This is a genomic window from Pedobacter sp. MC2016-24 (assembly GCF_015223055.1).
In the GTDB taxonomy this organism is placed as follows: domain Bacteria; phylum Bacteroidota; class Bacteroidia; order Sphingobacteriales; family Sphingobacteriaceae; genus Pedobacter.
Genome location: NZ_JADFBX010000001.1, coordinates 692,847 through 713,018 on the forward strand (window position 1 = coordinate 692,847; position 20,172 = coordinate 713,018).

Here is a 20,172-nt window from a genome sequence, read left to right on the forward strand (position 1 = left end):
GATTCTTATTTTACTTGTAACTTCTAACCGTGAGTGCTACGTTTTCAAAAACCAAAGGTTCAGGATAAAGTTTGGGCTCCTGATTTAAGCCGGTCCATGCCCAGGCAGACACAAAACAAAACTTCTCGTCGTTTCGCATGGCTTCGCCTTCAGGGCTCTGATATTCTTCGCGAAAATGTGCACCACAGGATTCTTCCCGCGTTAAAGCATCATAACACATCAATTCAGCAACCTCCAGGTAGTCGGCCACACGACCGGCTTTTTCCAACTCCCCATTCATTTCAGCTGGCGTACCCGGAACCTTCAGGTGCTGGTAAAAATCCGCCCTAAGCAATTTAATTTCGGATATGGCATACTCCAATCCAGATTTATTCCTGGAAAGGCCGCAATGGTCATACAACAATTTACCTAACTTTTTATGGTAATAATCAGCTGTTTTATTGCCATTTATTGCAGATAACTTTTGCAATTGTTCAATTACAGCCGCTTCTGCCATTTCAAATTCGGGATGTTTGGTATCAATCGATCCGGTTTTAATTTCGTCTGAAAGGTAGTTCGACAAGGTGTACGGAGCAATGAAATAACCGTCTACACAGGCCTGAAGCAGGGAGTTTGCACCCAACCTGTTCGCCCCGTGGTCTGCAAAATTTGCTTCGCCCAAGGCAAAAAGACCTGGTATCGTAGTCATGAGCTCATAATCAACCCAGAGTCCGCCCATAGAAAAATGTGCCGCAGGCGAAATCATCATTGGCTCTGAATACGCATCAATATCTGTGATTTTGCGGTACATGCTAAAAAGATTGCCATATTTTTCTTTGATTTTGTCCTGACCTTGTTCTTTAATTGCCTTTGAAAAATCAAGGTAAACCGCATTTTTTTGAGCGCCAATGCCAAATCCTGCATCAATCCGTTCCTTTGCAGCCCTGGAAGAGATGTCCCGCGGAGCTAAATTACCAAAAGCAGGGTACCTGCGCTCCAGGTAATAATCACGTTCGGCTTCCGGAATGTCATTAGGTTTACGATTGTCCGCCTGCTTTAATGGCACCCAAATGCGTCCATCATTCCTTAAAGATTCTGACATTAAGGTCAGCTTACTCTGATATTCGCCAGATTGCGGAAGCGAAGTCGGATGGATCTGGGTCCAGCTCGGACTCGCCATAAATGCCCCTTTTTTGTGGGCCCGCCATATGGCCGAAGCATTACAACCCATAGCCAGCGTGGAGAGGTAATAGATTTTACCAAATCCCCCGGTAGCCAGAATCACAGCGTGTGCAGCATGTCGTTCAATTTCTCCTGTGTCCAGGTTTCGGACGATAATTCCTCTGGCCTTTCCATCTATGACAACCAGATCCAGCATTTCATGCCGCGTATACAGACTGATGGCTTTGGCACTGACTTGTCGGATCAATGCCTGATATGCACCGAGCAAAAGCTGCTGACCGGTCTGCCCGCGGGAGTAGAAGGTCCGGCTGACCTGCACACCTCCAAAAGACCGGTTGTTGAGATAGCCGCCATATTCGCGCCCGAAAGGAACACCTTGTGCAACGGCCTGATCAATTAAAGCCAGGGAACACTCAGCCAAACGGTATACATTGGCTTCACGTGAACGAAAATCACCACCTTTCAGTGTATCGTAAAACATCCGGTAAACACTATCGCCATCATTTTTATAATTTTTCGCTGCATTTACACCTCCCTGAGCAGCTACTGAATGTGCACGCCGCGCAGAGTCCTGAAAACAAAAAGATTTTACCTTATAGCCCATCTCGGCCAATGAAGCAGCTGCAGCACTCCCTGCAAGACCGGTACCAACTACAATCACATCCAGTTTTTTTCGGTTAGCCGGATTAACCAATTTTGCATGATCTTTATAATAACTCCATTTCTGTTCCAGAGGACCCGGTGGAATTTTAGCGTTTAGTTCCATAGCTTTCTAATAATGAATAAAATAGATATACAACGGTATGGCCACAAAGCCCAGGGTAATGATGTAACTGTACCAGATACCAAAAATGCGGATAAAAGCAACGTACCTGGGGTGATAGATGCCTAAGCTGCGTGCAGCACTGTAAAATCCGTGCAGCAGGTGATAACCTAAAGCAAACATGGCCAAAACATAGAACAGCACGTACCAGATATTTTGAAAAGCTTTGATTACGATTTCATAGAGGTCTTTATTTCCCGCATCATCTACAGGCATCGTTCCAAACTTATACTGATACCAGAAATCTTTAAAATGAAATACCAGGAACACCAGGATAATAGTACCTAAGATCCCCATATTTCTGGAATACCACTTACTGGCCACTGCACGTTTGTCGTACGCATAGTTTCCTGCTTTTTTGCGGTTAAACACAGTAATTAACAGTGCATCAACGCAATGAATGACAATAGCGGCATACAATACATAGGAGATTATTTTGATAAAAATATTACCTGAAAGCAAATGAGAATACCAGTTAAAACTATTTCTGGCCATTTCTGCCGGCAAAAATAATTGTAGGTTACCCAATAAATGGATCACTAAAAAAAAACAAAGGAACAATCCGGTCAAGGCCATCAGGTATTTCCTGAATAAGGTAGAAAAAGGTTTCGGTTTCATAGGGTAATATTTAGTAAACACCAATTAAAGCCCACCAGGCACCACCGATTACCATCCAGATCACCAGTAGCACAATACTTAAAATAAAGCCCCTTGACCACCAGCTTTTGACATCCACAAACCCACTTCCAAAAAATACAGGAGCTGGGCCATGTCCATAATGCGTAAGCGTACCAAATATTCCTCCGCAGAACCCCAGTGAAAGTGCCAGCAACATGGGTGGTATACCTACAGAAATGCCGACACCCAATAAGGCAGCATACATGGAAGCCACGTGTGCCGTAGCGCTGGCAAACAAGTAATGACTGTAATAATAAACCAAAATTATAATTGGAAAAGCCATTGTCCAGCTTAATTGCCCAATTTGCGCCTTTACAAGCCCACTAAACCACGGAATCAGTCCGAGTTGATTCAGGGCACTCCCCATCATGACAAGTGCGGAAAACCAAACTATGGTATCCCAGGCTCCTTTTTCACTTTTCACATCCTCCCAGGTCAACACTTGTGAAAGCAGTAAAAAGACCAGACCGATAAATGCCGTTGTGGTGGCATCTATTTTAAACAGGTCACCCGTGATCCACAAAATCAGCAGCAAAATAAAAGCGGTGAGCATCAACCATTCATTGCGGCTAACCGGTCCCATTTCTTTAAGCTTATCGGAAGCCATTTGCGTAGCACCGGTAGTTTTCTTCAATTCTGGCGGATAGATTTTATAAAGGATATATGGAACGGCGATTAAAGAAATGATCCCCGGAACAATAGCTGCCCACATCCATGACATCCAGGTAATGTCTATGCCGAGGTCTTTAGCAAACTTCTGGCACATCGGGTTACTTGCAGTTCCGGTAAGAAACATGGCTGAAGTAATCAGATTGATGTTATAGCAATTTAAAGTAAGGTAAGACCCGAGTTTCCGGTGAGTTTCCGGCTGTTCAGGAAATGAGCCAAAGTTCATCGACATGGATTTCATGATCGGGTAAATGATACCCCCACCACGAGCCGTATTGCTCGGGATCGCTGGTGCCAGCACCAGATCTGCAAGCCCCAGGCCGTATCCAAGACCAAGCGAACTTTTGCCAAATACCCGGATAAACAAGTAAGCTATGCGACTTCCAAGTCCGGTTTTAATGAATCCACGGGCAATAAAAAATGAAATCCCGATCAACCAGATCACCTTATCGCCAAAACTACTAAGCGCCATGGAAATGGATTTTCCGGGATTGCCTGGAGCCAATACGCCCGTAACCGCGACCATGGCAATGGCAATCATAGACATGGTACCCATAGAGGCCGCTTTTAAGATGATGCCCAAAATGGTACCTAAAAAAATGGCCAGCAAATGCCAGGCTTCGGGCTTTACCCCATCAGGAACCGGAATAAACCAGATGATTAATGCCACAGCAACCGTGATGAGCAGCGGAACGGGTTGAATTTCCTTACTTGCCGGAGCAACTGTAGCTCCCTTTGCAACTGGAGTTGATTTCATAACAAAAATTTAAATGATTAGAGCCTGGATTGTACCTGCACAATAAACAATTCATTGTTGTATTGGCTAGATCCTTTGATATTCTTTTTATACCTGTCGATACTTAGTCCCAGCTGAATTCTTGCACTATAAGCTTTCAAAAACTCGGCACTGATCATTGGAGTCCAGGTTTGTCTGGGATTTCCGGTATGTTTAAAATCCTGATCAAAGTACTCGTACCTGCAGGAGAATTCCAAAGAACTCAACCGGTTATAATTGATTGCATAACGTAGATTGGGCAGCACATAAATTCCACGCATCTGATATTGGTTCACATTCCCTACCCGGCTTGCAGAATCCAGTCCATAAAAAAAAGTATGGTTGTTTCCTTGTTTGCCTTCCATCTCGAGATCAAGCGACCATTTTTTTGCCAAAGGAATTATGCCGGAAAGGTCGAGTCCGGTGGCATAAACTTCGCTGCCCGATACAGAACCTATCCCACCATTTAAGCCCAGCTTCACATTCAGGCTCTTTTGAATACCGAGTTCTATACGGGAAGAGAAATGTTTGCCATTATTATTGTCCATGATCTGGTTCCTGTTATTTCCATTGACCACTGAGACCTCATACCTGACCGGAATTTCTCCTTTAAAATCGCCATAGACACTCGCGCCGATCTGAAAACTCTGCCAGCCATTGTTACCGAAGGCTGTATACTGGTTGGAGTAATCCATAGATTTAATCACATCCACCGGGTACATGTCTTCCAGACCAAAGGCCGGTCTGAACTGACCCACTTTCAAATTTAAATGGGAATCCCATTTATAAGTCAGGTATGCATTTTCCAATACTTTGTTTTTAGGATCTGATTTAAAATCGGCAAGATTAAGCAGTAATACCACATCGGTCCGATCAGAGATTTTCGCTAAAAACTGAAGCCTCGCCCGCTTAATATCAAAGCCATTTGACGTGGCTTTTCCGTCGGAATGATGCAGACCGTTTAAGTCAATATCTTTATTAAAGCCAACAGCATATCTGGCCTGAAAAAGACCTTTCATACTGATCTTTGTTTTTGCAGAATCTGACTTTGAGGGTTCCTGTGCAGAACTGTCGTACACAGTAAAAATAAGTAAAAGCATTAAAAGTCGATGTCTTATCATAGAATAGGGATTACTCATCAAAGATCAAAAAAACATCACGATTAAAGGATGTCTCAGGTCACTAAAAAAAGTAACACACATCATGTATAAGCGCTTAACTAAAAGTAATCAAATTAATTTGATTGGACGAAAAAAACAGAGGACAGCATTAAAATAAGAATGGAAAAGCAGGCAATTAATGACTAAATATTTGCCATAAAAATGGTCTGTAGATGATTTTCATAAAAATATAATGTTTAACATATAAACAAGTAAAATAAACAAAATAAACTAAACTTTTAAGTTATATAAACTACATATATATACTGATTATTAATAATAAAACATAATTTATATAAAGTAAAAATTAATACAGAAACACCAGTACAATACACTTTTGAAACACTGCCAAAATTGCCGATGGCCTACATTTTAATTACTAAAAATATTAGCAATAATTTTATTCAGTTTAAAATCATTTTTACGCGAAAAAACATTAAATTGAAGCACTGGCGGAAGATAATTTCTATATTTAAACCTGTAGTTCGGCCATTAAAAATAAACAATGAATATCAGCTCCATGACTTCACAAACCTCAGTCTCTCCAAATGCATTTTGTGCGGTACTTGTGGGCGTCATTTGTTTGTTCAGTCTGAGCAGTTGCAGCTTAATTAAGCGAGATCGATACGCGAAAAACAATGGCATCAGACGCTCGGATTTTGACCTCCCTATCTTCTTCTACCCTGCCGCAGACCAGCGCTCAAATACCTTGATTCTGGTCTTATCCGGAGACGGAGGATGGGTTGAATTTGAAGACCAGATTTCCCTTCAGTTCGCCATCGCCGGCTTCAATACAGTAGGCTTCAATTCCAGAAGTTATTTCTGGAATCAAAAAACACCGAGGGCTACAGCAAATGATCTGGCCATGTTGATTGACGTTTACAGAAAACAATATCATGCTGAAAACATCATCATTTGCGGGTATTCATTTGGCGCAGATGTAGTGCCATTTATTTACAACAGGCTTCCCTTACATTTGAGATTAAGAACCCTAAAACTAGCCATGCTTTCACCTTTTGCCAGCAGCGATTTTATGGTACATACTTCTGACTTACTGAACATCGGAGGAGATAACCGCAGTTTTAAAGTTCAGCCAGAAGTTGAAAAAATCAGGATCCCTACGCTCTGTTTCTATGGCGAAGACGAAGATCCAAAACCACTGGGCACTGTGAAAAGAAAGAATTTTTTCTTAAAATTGTTGCCTGGAGATCATAAATACGACAAATCAGCCTACCAGCTTATCGTCGAAACCATAGTTAACAAAAAATAGCACAAAGTATCCTGCCCATGATATTGAAACTTAAATGGCGACTGGCATTCGCATTAATTGCTCTTTTTACAAGCAGTTATGCCCAGACCAAACCTGACATCAGCAAGTATCCGGTTCATGCGCAATATAAAAATGCCAATAAACCCATTCTTGTATTCCTGACCGGAGATGGTGGCTGGAACAGCTTTTCAATTGACCTTGCTAATGAATTGAACAGACTGGGCTTTCCCGTAATCTCTTTAGACACCAGAAAATACTTTTGGTCGCAGAAAACCCCCGCCCAGTTTGGGGCCGATATGAGTGTCATTATGAACCACTACCTTGACGCTTGGAAAAAAGATAATTTCTGTGTGGTTGGTTATTCCTTTGGCGCTGAAGTAGCTGCATTTTTACCCAATCACCTGACAGATCCAATTGCAGATAAGCTAAAGTCGCTGATTTTGTTATCACCCGGCTATTCTAATAGTTTCGAAGTTCGTTTTATCAATATGATTGCGACCAGGAACACCAATAAAGACAAATACAAAGTTTACCCCGAGCTGCTGAAAGTCAAAGTTCCGGTGCTATGCATTTTCGGCGCAGAGGAAACCACAGACTTCAGCCAGGAGCTCAAAGACATTAACAAAATTCGTAAAATCACCATACCGGGATCTCACCATTACCAGGACGACTTGAAAGCAGTTGCAGGTAGTGTGATTAAGGGAGTTTAAACGCTAGCTCCCTTCAGAAACCCGCCTTAAGGCTGAAGGCACTTGTAATAGGTGGTAATTGTGACTATAAATCAGGTATTTTTTCTCCCAATTGGGGTAAAACTTCTCTTTATAGCGTCGCAATCCTTTAAACTGACCAAATGCCTTAAAATTCTCGTACGCATATTTGATGGTTTTCTGAGTGATGTTCACATCCTCCATACCGGACATTGGTGCCAGTCCCATATTTACAGACGTGTAGCCGGTTTCTTTCAGGTAAATGAAGGTCTTGGCCAATAACATATCCAAAACTCCATTAGGCGCATCCGTAACGCGTCTGATCAAATCATAAGTGGCCTCTCCAGGAGCATAATCAGGTACGACGTTTAAAAAAGCATAAACTTTCTCTTCCTGATCTTCAACAGTGATGATGGTTTGCGTTTTTAAGATACTGGTATCAAAAACCCCCTGGGTAAATGCAACTTCTTTCTGCTTCAACTCGTCCAGCCAATTGTCAGATACTTTTTCCAGCTTTTGAAGCAGACCTTCTTTAATTGGCGCGGTATACACCTTCAAATCATAGCCTTCTGCGGTTAATCTGCTGATGGCACTTCGGGTAGTTTTCATTTTACCGCCTTCCAATTTAAATGCAGTCAGATCCAGGATAGCTTCCTCCCCAATGGGTATAGATTTCCTTCCTGTAGATTTGTACAAAGGCAGGGAGCGCTCTGGAACGCGATAATAAGCACTGATAAAGCCATTTTGCTGGCAAAAATCTTCAAAAAGGTTAATCATCTCCATTTTCCCGACTTCATCTGCTGCTACAGGATCTTCGAGTACAATCGCAAAATGACGGGTAACTTTAAAACTTACAAAACCAGTTTTACCAGGATTAAAAAACAACAATTTATCAGGATAGGTTTTAAAATAATCTAAGGCTGAGTTTCCATACTGAACAACCAATGCCTGCGCAATTTCAAAATCTTCAACAGAATTATAGGGTTTGGAAAAGTACGGGCGCAACAGACTGATGATGACAAATAAAATAATGAGTGCGCCGGAAATATAAATGGAATCCTGGAAATGCGCGCCAAATCTGGTTAAAGGTACCATGCCCTGATAGTCAATTAACAGCAGTAATTTCACAACAGCCTTTAAGGATTCAATAAATTTAAAGTCCACACCAAAATGACGCTTATCCATAAAATAAAAACCCAATACTCCATAAGCAAGTAAAGCCAGTACCGCGTATAACAAAACGGCATAATTGATAGATACCAGTCGGGAATGGGGTTTTAATTTGTACGAACTTCGGGTGTAAAGCAACGATGATCCGGCAATAAAAGCCAGCAGCGCCTCTTCGTAATCCGCAGCTTTGATCAGGTGACCAAGGAAAGAAAATATGGTTAAACACAAGGCTGTGTACCAGGCGCGTTTGGAGCCCTGCAAAAGAAAAATACTGATAATCACCAGGATTAAACCAAAAACGAGCACCAGGGAATTACTGGTTGCAATCAGATCTTCAGGAAGCAAATTCTTGACCATCCTGAGTCGTGCAGGAATGGCTGGCGTAATTGCTGAAATGATATTGACAATCCCGAGTATTAAAATGATACATGCAGGTAAAATCCTCAGGATTAAGTTGTCTTTCTTGGTAATAAAACTCAATATACCTGCAATCAATGGAATCCAAAATTCGAAAAACCTGAACAAAAGCGTAATGGTCGCCGCCGCTAAAACCGGGAAACCAAATTGCTGAAGTACGAAAGTCAGAGATACCTCAATAGCGCCCAAACCACGTAAAAAAGGCGAGGCGATCAACAAAATCACCATCACTATATATCCGATAATTGCTGCAGGCCAACTCGCATTAAAACCAAGTGCTAACATCGCGATGTAAAGGTGCACAATCCCGATCACCTCTATTCCAATGGAAACCAACAAGGTCATCCAAAATTGTTTCCTGTTGATCTTCTGATCAACCATATCATCTAGTATGGTCGATAAAGACGGCCTTACCCTGGAGATCCACTGGTACGCCTTTCCCTTAACCGAAATGGAATAAATCAACAGGATAAATGCTCCGGTTAGCAGTAGCAAAAACAAAAAGCTAAGCAATTCGGCTGTTCCGATCTGTGTAAAAAGCAGGGCAATTCCGAGTACAGGAACAGCAACGATAACTACAGACAAAATCCCACAAAAGCCAAACAGCGTAGAGGCCAAATGAATTTGCGACTTGGTAATACCCTGTTCTTCGATCTCACCAGTAAAAAAGACCAGCGATGAAAAACCGCCGGCAGGTAAAAAAACACTAACCAGATTTCGTTTTAGAAATAACCTGACAGCTACCCCCATCGAAATGCGCTTATTGAGTGCTTTAAAACTATAAATATACATTAAACCTTGCGCCAGAATATAAATTATGGTCAGGACCAACCCCAATCCAATGTACCAGGGCTGACTTCTTTCCAGTTCAGCTTTGATCTTAATGACCTCTATATGCTCTTGCCTTATAAAAAAAACAGCCATAGCAATCATAAAAAGGGCCAAAAACAATTGCCAAAAGAATTTATTATAGAAAAGTTTAGAGATGTATAATCTAGCTCTGTTCATACTGCAATTCTAAAAAAAAGATCTCGAATTAAGCATATTTTTCAAGCATTTGGATGAATAGTTACCAACATAAAACCACAACAACCTGGGTGTAGAAAAGTTTTAAAGCAAAACAACGGTTATCCTCCATAACGGAGTACCAAACTATTTACATCATTGGGTGTTTTAAATTAAACAAATACGAAACAATTCTATTCTATTCCAACATCACAACACACCAACATGGGTAAAAAGGTAGCAGACCAAATTGTAGAAATGCTGATTAGCAACAATGTAAAACGCATTTATGCCGTTACAGGCGATAGCCTGAACGAATTGAATGATGCCGTACGCAGAAACGGACAAATCCAATGGATCCACGTCAGAAATGAAGAAGCAGGTGCTTTTGCCGCAGCAGCAGAGGCAGAACTGGATGGATTGGCTTGTTGTGCCGGGAGCAGCGGACCAGGCCACGTACACCTGATCAACGGACTCTATGATGCGCACCGCTCAGGTGTACCACTAATTGCCATTGCTTCCACTTGCGCCACCCAGGAATTTGGTACAGATTATTTCCAGGAAACCAATACCATTAAATTGTTTGACGATTGCAGCCACTACAATCAGATTGCCAATACCCCCATGCAGGCTGGCAGAATGTTACAAGCAGCCATCCAACATGCCGTCCATAAAAAAGGAGTTGCTGTTTTTGGTCTTCCAGGTGATGTTGCTGCAATGCCGGCGGAAGAAAGCATCTCGGCAAGTCAAAACTACTTCAGTCAACCGGTCATCAGGCCCTCAGAAACAGAACTAAACACCCTGGCAGAGATCCTCAACAGCAACCATAAAATCACCATATTCTGCGGTATAGGTGCCGAAGAGGCCCACGATGAGGTTGTTCAACTGGCAAGTATAATCAAAGCACCTGTTGGATACTCATTCAGAGGAAAAATGGGCATTCAACACCACAACCCTTATGAGGTCGGAATGACAGGCCTACTCGGCTTACCCGCAGCCTATCATAGCATGCACGAAGCAGACGTGCTGTTGTTACTGGGTACAGATTTCCCGTATGCCCCTTTTATCCCCGATGATAAAAAGATCATTCAAATTGACGAAAAACCAGAAAAACTTGGACGCAGGGCAAAACTGGAAATGGGGTTATGCGGAAAAACAAAAGACACGCTCCAGGCACTTTTACCTCTATTAAAAACAAAGGAGGAAGACAGTTTTCTAAAATCCAATTTGGAATTATACGAAAAGGTCAAAGACAATTTGCTCACCTATGTTAAAGATAGCGGTAAAACAAATGCGATACACCCTGAGTTTGTGGCTGCTGCAATCAATGAACTGGCCAATAAAGATACCATATTCACTGTAGATACCGGTATGTGCTGTGTTTGGGGTGCCCGTTATATTGATTCTACCGGCCAACGCAAATTACTGGGCTCTTTCAATCATGGCTCGATGGCAAATGCAATGCCTATGGCCATTGGCGCTGCCCTGGCACATCCGGAACGACAGGTTGTGGCCCTTTGTGGTGACGGGGGAATATCTATGTTACTTGGCGATTTAGCCACGATCAAACAATACAACTTACCCATTAAACTTGTAGTATTCAACAACCGTTCACTTGGCATGGTCAAACTGGAAATGGAAGTTGCAGGCTTACCTGATAATCAGACGGATATGGTAAATCCAGACTTTGCAATGGTTGCCCAGGCGATGGGCTTCAGGGGAATGACCGTTAACGAACCGGATGCAGTCAGACAAGCTTTAGCCGATGCTTTTGAACATCCTGGCCCGGTATTGATCAATATCATGACAGATCCGGAAGCCCTGGCTATGCCGCCAAAAATTGAATTTGAACAAATGAAAGGCTATGCGGTTACCATGGGAAAAATGATTCTGGGCGGTAAAATGGACGAAGTACTGGATACCATTAAATCGAATTACAAACACCTTAAAGAGCTTTTATAAGTCATTCAATTTTTCGTCATCTCCGCAGCAAAAACGAGATAACGAAAATTTAAACCCTATTTTCAATCGCAGTAATTTTTGCCAGACGCTTTACATGCCGTTCTTCTCCGGAAAATTTTGCGTTTAAGAATGCAATGACAATATCTTTAGCCAGCTCAATACCTATTACGCGCTCACCCAGGCATAAGATATTTACATCATCATGTTCTACAGACTGATGGGCAGAATACGTATCGTGACAAACACCAGCGCGAATGCCTTTAAACTTATTGGCAGCAATGCTAACCCCTACCGAACTTCCGCAAATCAAAATCCCACGATCTCCTTGTTTCGCTAATAACGCCTCTGCCACATCAGCAGCATGATCCGGATAGTCGCTCGGAACTTCATCATAAGCACCAAGATCCAAAACTTCATGTCCCATGGAGACCAGCAACTGTATAATAATCCCTTTATACACGAAACCGGCATGATCCGATCCAATAATAATTTTCATCTGTTTATTCATTGTATTATATTTCAGATATGCATGTACAACGGGTACATCTGCGTCAGCCCAGTCTAAAGTTAGCAATTCTTCCGGTTTCATCCAGGAACAATTCACATGTTCTTTTAAGCTGACAGTCGGAGTTGTTGTTTTGCATACAAATGGAGTCAACCGTATACTAAAATCATCATAATGGTGTTCATTTGAAGCCAATCTGTTCAGAATTTGAATCGCTATGCCCAACTCCTCTCCGATCTCGCGTACAATACAAGCTTCGGCAGTCTCCTGCGCTTCTAATTTACCGCCTGGAAATTCCCACTTTAAGGGTAGTTTCATGGTCTCGCTTCTTTGAGCCACAAAAACCCTCCCATTTTCGTCTATAATCAAGGCACAGCAAACATCAATCATAAATTCAATATAGGAATATTTTAAAAAATGAAATCGAAAAAGATCAATTGGTGTAAAAAATTAACGGGAATAAAGTCTGGCGACTATTCCCGTTAAACAAGGTCGATCCACCACAGATCAACCTAAACCAAACTAAACCGTAATGTTAAATACAAAGAGTATGCCAAAAAACACAAGGTTATATTTTTTTTAAAAAAAACTATTTGAGCAATTTGTCAATGGCCAAATAGGTCATTGGATGGTAATTTCCCCTGGCTGTTTTATAAATGTCTTTGGCAGTCTTAGCTCCTTCAGGCGTCTTCAGTAATTCTTTATAGAGGGGAATGATGTGCCACATGCGTCCGTTTTCAATTAAGTAAGCCCTAATTCGCTGATCAGCTGCGCCATAATGATGTCGAATGGCCAGGGTATACCAGGCCAATTGTACATCCGTATTGTTGGAGGCGGTAAAATGAAAGGTTGCATCTAGCGCTGACATCTGAACAGCTGTCAAATCTGCAGGAAGCCGACTGATGAAATAACGTTTCTCATTACTGGACACAATTTCCTTACTCAATCCGCTGACCTGTCCTGTTTTCTGCCATTTAGCCAACAACGCATCAATCACCTTAAACCGTTCAGCCCCAACAGCAACAATATTTGCCGGGATTCCGGGACCGTATACCCAGGCTTTAACATCAATCTGCTGTTCTAATTTTGGGTCGCCCTGAATCAAATGCTTATTCAGATAGTCTAAAAACTGTTCGGTAGTCAGGGAATGGAAAGCATGGCCATCAAAATACCCTCTTAAAAATGCGTCAAACTTTTCCCGGCCTACCGCAGCCTCAATGCTGCGTAAAAAGAAATAACCTTTTTCATAAGCAATATCATTGGTACCTTCATCCGGATTCCTACCAGTATAATCTGTTTTTAAGTGTGTGTCTTTACTTGTTGCCCCCATATCTGCAATCGCATCATCTAACGCATGCCTCGCAAAAACAGCCTGCATATCAGCTTCCTTTTTGCCATACAGTTCTTCATCTATCCTGCGTTCAAAATAATTGGTAAATCCCTCATTTAGCCAGAAATCATTCCAGGTCGCATTGGTCACCAGATTTCCGCTCCAGCTGTGCGCCAGCTCATGACAGATGATGCTGACTAAAGAGCGATCACCTGCAATGATGGTGGGCGTAATGAAAGTCAGGTTCGGATTTTCCATTCCTCCAAATGGAAAACTGGGCGGCAAGACTAGTAAATCATATCTTCCCCAACGGTACGGGCCATAGAGTTTTTCTGCAGCAGTAACCATTTTACCCATATCGGCAAATTCCCAGACGGCTTTTTGTAAAACTAAAGGTTCGGCATATACGCCAGTACGGGAATCTACGGCTTTAAAAGCAATGTCCCCCACTGCCAATGCCAGCAAATAAGAAGGGATGGCATGTACCTGTTTAAAATGATATACACCACTGTCGTTCTTTATCGTTGGGTTTTCTGCACTCATTAAGGCCAAAAGCGCTTTTGGAACTGTTACGACAGCATTATAGGTAAAGCGAATTCCCGGACTATCCTGACAAGGAATCCAACTGCGCGCAGCAATACTTTCCGACTGTGTAAATAAATAAGGATGTTTTTTACCCGCAGTTTGCTGAGGTGTTAACCATTGCAGGGCACTTGCCTGCTTATCTGTGGTATAATAGACATGAACCCGATCGGTTTCAGGAGATATGGCTACTTTTAGTGCTTTACCAATAAACTCCTCCTCTTTTCCGAAACTGAAAGTAGTTGGCGTTTCATCGGGTCCAAGCGTAATCTTTTCAATGTTCAGCTTACTGTTGTCAAAAATAATCTCTTTGGCCTTAGCCTTGTTGTCAATTGTCCAACTTGCTTTGCCATTGATTTGCTGCTTTTCAAAATCAACGTTTAAGTCCAAATCAAGGTGCTTCACATACGCAATTGCTGGATTAGAAAAGGAATGCGGGTCACTAACAAGCTGCTGATCATTTGCCGCAGTTGTGTGTTTATTTTTCTGCTGACAAGCAATGATCATCAGGACAGGAATAATTAAGGAAAGTTTCTTCATTACGAATTATTAGCTGCCATGAAAGTAATATTTTTTATTCAAACACGTGCTTTTTGTTCAAACATCTCGATAAGATACACACATGAACAAAATGAATACCCAACATTAACGAAGCTTTCTTTATTTTTAATCAAAACCACCACAAAATATGGAAAATTCCAATCCTATCAAGAAAGAGTTGACAGAAAAAGAGCAAACTCAAACTGAAATTGTAAAAAATCTTCTTGCAAAAAAGGCCGAGATTGAAGAAAAATTCAACATCGTGAATCAAAAGCTAAATAGACTGAAGGAAGAAGCAGACAAATTATTTCACACGCCTAAAAAAGCGCAACACTAAAGTAAATCATTAGCCAGATTGGCCAATTCACTCCGTTCGCCTTTATCTAAGGTAATGTGAGCATATAAATCATGGTGTTTAGCACTTTCAATTAAATAAGACAATCCATTACTTTCAGCATCCAGATATGGAGTATCTATCTGATAGATATCTCCTGTAAATACAATCTTGGTGTCTTCACCCGCCCTCGAAATGATGGTTTTAATCTCATGCGGTGTTAAATTCTGTGCCTCATCCACAATAAAAAAGATCTTACTTAGTGTTCTGCCACGAATATACGCTAAAGGTGTGATCACAATCTTTTCCGTACTGACAAATTCATCAATGCGCGACTGCATTTTTGGATCGTCGTTGTACTGTTCTTTAATGAACCTTAAATTATCCCATATGGGCGCCATATAAGGATCAATTTTAGACTTCACATCACCGGGCAAAAAGCCGATATCCTTATTGCTTAAAGCTACAATGGGCCGGGTTACGTAAATCTGTCTGTAATCTTTCCGCTGCTCCAGTGCACTCGCAATGGCCAGCAAAGTTTTTCCGGTGCCCGCTTTACCTTGTATAGTGACCAGTTTAATGGCCGGATTAAGTAAGGCACTGATCGCAAAAGATTGTTCATCATTAAGCGGAGAAATGTTAAATATGCTGCGCGTCTTGATTAAACTGAGCTGTCTTGTTTTCGCTTCATAATAAGTGATGGCCGTTTTACGCTTGCCTTTTAAAATGTAAAAATGGTTCGCTTCGTCTTCTGGTAGGTCCAAAGCTCCTATTTCCAATGTCCCTTGTGTTTTAAGTGCAGCAAAAGCTGAATCGGCGATATTGCTCAGCAGCGACTTTCCAGAATAAAGATCATCTACATTTTTAATTTTTCCGGTCTCGTAATCCTCAGCATGCAGTTCAAGCGACTTTGCCTTTAACCGCAGACAAATGTCTTTAGAAACCAGCACCACCTTTTTTTCTGGAAACTCTTGTTTTAAACTCAATGCCGCATTTAAGATCCGGTGGTCAAATTTACCTTTGCCAAATACCTCTTCTGCATCAATATGGTCAGGCGTATGGTCCATCACCACCTTAAACCGACCACTTTTACTTCCATTTAAAGAAATCCAGTCGGTCATCATCCGATCACCAGAAGTCTGATCCATTAAACGGATAAAGCTGCGCGCTTCAGCATTCCGGGTTTCATTTCCATTCTTCATATTATCCAATTCCTCCAAAACCTGGATGGGAATGGCTACATCGTGTTCCTGGAAGTTTTTAAACGCATTATGATCATAAAGAATCACTGAAGTGTCGAGTACGAAGATTTTCTGTTCAGAAAGCTGGTGTTTACTAGTTTTACGCATCACTTATAAAAATAGCGAAAAGATTTGAAATCGATAGGTCCAAAAACAATTAAAGCACGCCATAAGCGTGCTTTAATTCCATATCTTTTGCTAAGAACATTAAACTCTAGAACAATACATAGATTTTAAATCCAAGATCACTCAATGAACCTGTGCTACTCAAATTAAATGAGCTGACCGTATTTTCATAAGAACCAGTACCAGAGTTGGTTCTTTTCATCTTTGAATAACTGGCATTGGCTGACAGCAAACTCGTCTCCAAAGCAAAGCGCTTAGAAACAAACCAGGTAACGCCACCATTCACGCCTACAGAATAATTATTAGATGTAGCATCGTCATAATTGTCATTTCCACTTTCGTCTTTAGACATACTGTAATAAACTCTACCGCCAGCATAAGCATATAGCCTTTGAACAAGTGGGTAATAGTGCTGATAATTGATACCCCCACCGTAAGTCTTCGTTTTACTACCGGAAACATGATCCTTAAAATTATTGTTCTGGTTTCCATAATTAAATTCAATACCCAGCTTGGTATTGTCCTTAATGAACAAGCCGTAACTTAAGCCATAAGAATTAAACTTTTGTTCGTTTGCTTCCTGATTAGCTGAGTCTCCATTCAGATACTTACTTTTATAAGTTTGAGAAGTAATACCAAAGCCCAGAGCGTTAGTTCCTTTGGTTTGCGCGTAGCCGCATAGCGAAGCCGCTACTACAAGAGCAGTTAATAATTGTTTTTTCATTTGTGTATTTTGTTTTTATGTGTTAAAACGAATCTAATCAGATCTTTTCTAATAAAAAAATCCAATTCCGAATTATTTTCAGTAAAAACAACAAATCACAATCCAGACTATAATTAAGGCGTATAAAATCCTTAAAAAAAAGAAAACGGAGACCGTCTTCTTTCGATTTCAGTGCTCCGTTCTCGCCTTTTTATTGCCTTAGCTTTAAAAAAGCACCAATACTTCTGTATCCTTTAACATTTCGTAATTTCTTAGTTCCAAAAAACTTCAAAACCCGTCTAATTTACCACAGCGTAGTCATTCCTTAAAATGTGCTATCTGATCTGTATCGTCTGTTCAGACTCAGCTTATACCCTTACTTCGCAGCAACTGTATTTGTTTAACCTATATATTCTTTGTCTCCATTGAATATCATTGTTTTAAACTGATCTTTTAAAATCACCAGAACCTTTTGCCCTTAAGCCAGTATTCTTTTTAGTGTTTTGTCAGACTGTCAAAGTACTCCGTAATTGATAGTACTAATCTACATACAATAACTATCTGATCCAAAATTAATTAACAAGAATTATCAACATGTTTTCCACCGGTTTTTAACAAAGTTATGCACACTGCTATTTTTCCAATTCGGCTATAGTGAAGGCTTTCTGCCTGCCTTTTAGTCCCGACCGTATCTTTTCCACATCACCAACATTAATTTTGCCGGCACTGTTCTCCCAACCGCCCCGGATAAAACTAAGTACCTGAGCCACATCCTCATCCGAAATCTCTTCACTATGTGCAATTCCTGGCATATCGGTTGAGATTTCCGGCGATTCATACAAATGTCCGTTTACCTTCACCGGCCCGGTAAGTCCGTACAACACGATCGAAATCAACTTGTCTTTATTTCCAGTCACCCATTCTGATTTGTTCAATGGCGGTGCAAGGGACTTAATGCCATTACCATCTGCACCGTGACAGGTCTGACAACTTGAAGCAAATAAAGCAGCCCCTTTTGGAAACGCTTTAGCCAGAGCCAAAGGATCCCTGTGTTTTCTGGCGCTTCTGATTTTATTCACCAGTACATTCAGTTGCTTATTAATCGCCATATTGCTATCCGGCCATAAGGCAAAGAATTTATCCTTGTAATATTCCTCTTTATAAGCCGCACTACTAATCATCGCTGAAGCGAGATAGGCATTTGCCGGATATTTTTTTAGTAAGGATAAATACAGGGATTCCCAGGTTTCCTCCTGGTAAGGTTTAATTGCATTGAGGGCGTACGCAATGTAAATGGCAGAGAGTGCATCACTTTTAATAACCATATCTTTTAAAGCAATAAGGTAGTACGGATAAGAGCTGCCACTAATTACCGCAGGCAAAACATGTAGTGCCTGCATACGCAAAGGCCATTCTTTACTTTTCAACAAAGTCAGCACCTCTTGAGTCTCTAACGCAGAAAGACCTTCTAAAGTCCACATGGCCTGAATCACCTGTAAGGGATTCGAAGAATTGCGCAAGGCTTGCCTTAAATAAGGAACCGCCTTTTTGCCGCCTGCGTCAATCAAAATCTGCTGTGCCATATCCCTAACCGCACCATTCGGATGTCCCAGCAAGGCAACCAATTGCTGAGGATCCTTCGCAAACTTGACTGAAACTGCTTTCTTTCCTACTGGAACAACTTTATAGATCCGGCCACATCCTAGCGGACCTGTAAGCTTCCTTTTCTCAATCTCGGCCTTAAGGTAAGGTGTAACATAGGTTTTATGCTGTATAATTCCTCTGTACATGTCAACGATGTACAAGGCACCATCCAGGCCATTGTATAAACTCACCGGTCTGAAACGCTCATCCATGCTCGCTATAAATTCTTTTCCCGAATATGCCGCTTCACCTTTTATAACCATGCCTTCATCCTTCAGCACATCCCGTTTAATTAAGTTCGCAGCTGGCTCTGCCACAAAAGCATTAAAATCGTATTGATTTCCAAATAAATCACCCCGGTAAATTACCGGTCCGCAAGCCGCCGTCATGTTTCTCAAGCGTAAACTATCGTCCAGCACTCCCGGTTGATACCCCCTGTTTACTCCAGTATTTGGACGAATGGGATATACACGGTTATCTCGCACAATGCGTTCCTCATATCCTGCCACCACAGTTTGATTTGGATTGGAGGCGCCATAACCCGGACTAAAATAATCCCCAATCAAATTACTGGAATTGTCGTTATAATATAAACGTCCGTAATTATCCTGACTGATTCCCCACTGCCCTCTAAAATGCGTGCGCTCAATGCGCCAATGGTTTCCTGTTTTTTTATAGCGTTTACTTGACTTGGCATTATAAATCCAGTTGTCCATAGCCCGGAACAAGCCATTTGGTTGATGCTCCACATTGCCGTCTACAGCATATTGATTGTCGACCAGCGTTCGTTTTCCCGGATGATCGGCATGTATCTCATAATACCATAGATTTGGAGACTCAGCCACCAATATCCCACCGCCAATCAAGCAAATCGCCCGCGGCAATATCAGGGAGTCCAAAAAAACTTTACGGGTATCTGCAATTCCATCGCCATTGGTATCTTCGAGAATGACAATTTTACCATTCGGATTGTCCTCGCCTTTTCCGGAAACATCTGGCATATAGCCCATCATTTCAACCACCCACATTCTGCCCGAAGGATCAAAACTCATGGCAACAGGCGCACTGATCAAGGGTTCTGCAGCCACCAGCTTCACTTCAAAACCGGGTTCAACCTGCATTAAATGAATAGCCGCATCAGCGGAGATCACTGGAGCATTTGCAGAATCAACAATCGGTACTTCCTTTTTTAGCAAAGAAACCTTTTTATAATTCTGACATTGATATAAACAAAGCAGCAACAGCATAACAAAAACATATCCAAATAATCTCATAGCAACCCGGCATTTGTGTGAAAAACCATTTCCAATGTAGCCAAAAGAATAAAATTATCACAAATACCAAACAATTATCTCAGAAAATAGTCCTTC

At 41.5% G+C, this 20,172-nt stretch carries 14 protein-coding genes; 4 read left to right on the plus strand and 10 right to left on the minus strand.

Annotated features, from left to right (window positions below):
* Positions 1-10: 10 nt before the first annotated feature.
* Genes IM797_RS03175 through IM797_RS03190 form a run of 4 tightly spaced genes read right to left on the minus strand, consistent with a single transcriptional unit; the run spans position 11 to position 5,206 of the window.
* Positions 11-1,927 (minus strand): fumarate reductase/succinate dehydrogenase flavoprotein subunit, encoded by a 1,917-nt coding sequence (locus IM797_RS03175; protein ID WP_194125628.1) that lies wholly within the window; start codon positions 1,925-1,927, stop codon positions 11-13.
* 6 nt (positions 1,928-1,933) lie between these two features.
* On the minus strand, positions 1,934-2,602 hold the full coding sequence (locus IM797_RS03180) for a succinate dehydrogenase cytochrome b subunit (protein ID WP_194125629.1): 669 nt from the start codon (positions 2,600-2,602) through the stop codon (positions 1,934-1,936).
* A gap of 10 nt (positions 2,603-2,612) precedes the next feature.
* Positions 2,613-4,088 (minus strand): anion permease, encoded by a 1,476-nt coding sequence (locus IM797_RS03185; RefSeq protein ID WP_194125630.1) that lies wholly within the window; start codon positions 4,086-4,088, stop codon positions 2,613-2,615.
* A 17-nt stretch (positions 4,089-4,105) separates the two neighbouring features.
* Positions 4,106-5,206, minus strand: coding sequence for a porin (locus IM797_RS03190; protein ID WP_228098697.1), 1,101 nt, complete (start codon positions 5,204-5,206; stop codon positions 4,106-4,108).
* A 565-nt stretch (positions 5,207-5,771) separates the two neighbouring features.
* Between IM797_RS03190 and IM797_RS03195 the strand changes: the two genes are divergently transcribed.
* Together IM797_RS03195 and IM797_RS03200 are read left to right on the plus strand one after the other, a co-directional pair.
* A complete protein-coding gene (locus IM797_RS03195; protein WP_194125632.1) occupies positions 5,772-6,536 on the plus strand; it encodes an AcvB/VirJ family lysyl-phosphatidylglycerol hydrolase in 765 nt (254 codons plus the stop codon).
* A gap of 17 nt (positions 6,537-6,553) precedes the next feature.
* Positions 6,554-7,246: an alpha/beta fold hydrolase gene (locus IM797_RS03200; RefSeq protein WP_194125633.1), complete on the plus strand. Its 693-nt coding sequence runs from the start codon at positions 6,554-6,556 to the stop codon at positions 7,244-7,246.
* Positions 7,247-7,249: 3 nt separating this feature from the next.
* Here the strand turns inward: IM797_RS03200 and IM797_RS03205 are convergent, their stop codons facing one another.
* Complete coding sequence (locus IM797_RS03205) at positions 7,250-9,838, minus strand: phosphatidylglycerol lysyltransferase domain-containing protein (RefSeq protein ID WP_194125634.1); 2,589 nt, start codon at positions 9,836-9,838, stop codon at positions 7,250-7,252.
* 222 nt (positions 9,839-10,060) lie between these two features.
* Between IM797_RS03205 and IM797_RS03210 the strand changes: the two genes are divergently transcribed.
* Positions 10,061-11,797, plus strand: coding sequence for a thiamine pyrophosphate-dependent enzyme (locus IM797_RS03210; protein WP_194125635.1), 1,737 nt, complete (start codon positions 10,061-10,063; stop codon positions 11,795-11,797).
* A gap of 49 nt (positions 11,798-11,846) precedes the next feature.
* On the opposite strand, the gene rpiB is transcribed toward IM797_RS03210, so the two are convergent.
* Both rpiB and IM797_RS03220 read right to left on the minus strand, forming a co-directional pair.
* Positions 11,847-12,692, minus strand: a complete 846-nt coding sequence (gene rpiB / locus IM797_RS28580) for a ribose 5-phosphate isomerase B (RefSeq protein ID WP_194125636.1) — start codon at positions 12,690-12,692, stop codon at positions 11,847-11,849.
* A gap of 199 nt (positions 12,693-12,891) precedes the next feature.
* Positions 12,892-14,754 (minus strand): M1 family metallopeptidase, encoded by a 1,863-nt coding sequence (locus IM797_RS03220; protein ID WP_194125637.1) that lies wholly within the window; start codon positions 14,752-14,754, stop codon positions 12,892-12,894.
* 148 nt (positions 14,755-14,902) lie between these two features.
* Here IM797_RS03220 and IM797_RS03225 point away from each other — a divergent pair, with 148 nt between their 5' ends.
* Positions 14,903-15,091 (plus strand): hypothetical protein, encoded by a 189-nt coding sequence (locus IM797_RS03225; protein ID WP_194125638.1) that lies wholly within the window; start codon positions 14,903-14,905, stop codon positions 15,089-15,091.
* On the opposite strand, the gene IM797_RS03230 is transcribed toward IM797_RS03225, so the two are convergent.
* The 3 genes from IM797_RS03230 to IM797_RS03240 form a co-directional block, all read right to left on the minus strand.
* Positions 15,088-16,437: a PhoH family protein gene (locus IM797_RS03230; protein WP_194125639.1), complete on the minus strand. Its 1,350-nt coding sequence runs from the start codon at positions 16,435-16,437 to the stop codon at positions 15,088-15,090. The two genes, IM797_RS03225 and IM797_RS03230, sit on opposite strands and share 4 nt — an antisense overlap.
* Positions 16,438-16,543: 106 nt before the next feature.
* Positions 16,544-17,179 (minus strand): outer membrane beta-barrel protein, encoded by a 636-nt coding sequence (locus IM797_RS03235; protein ID WP_194125640.1) that lies wholly within the window; start codon positions 17,177-17,179, stop codon positions 16,544-16,546.
* 611 nt (positions 17,180-17,790) lie between these two features.
* Positions 17,791-20,076, minus strand: a complete 2,286-nt coding sequence (locus tag IM797_RS03240; RefSeq protein ID WP_194125641.1) for a c-type cytochrome — start codon at positions 20,074-20,076, stop codon at positions 17,791-17,793.
* Positions 20,077-20,172: the final 96 nt, after the last annotated feature.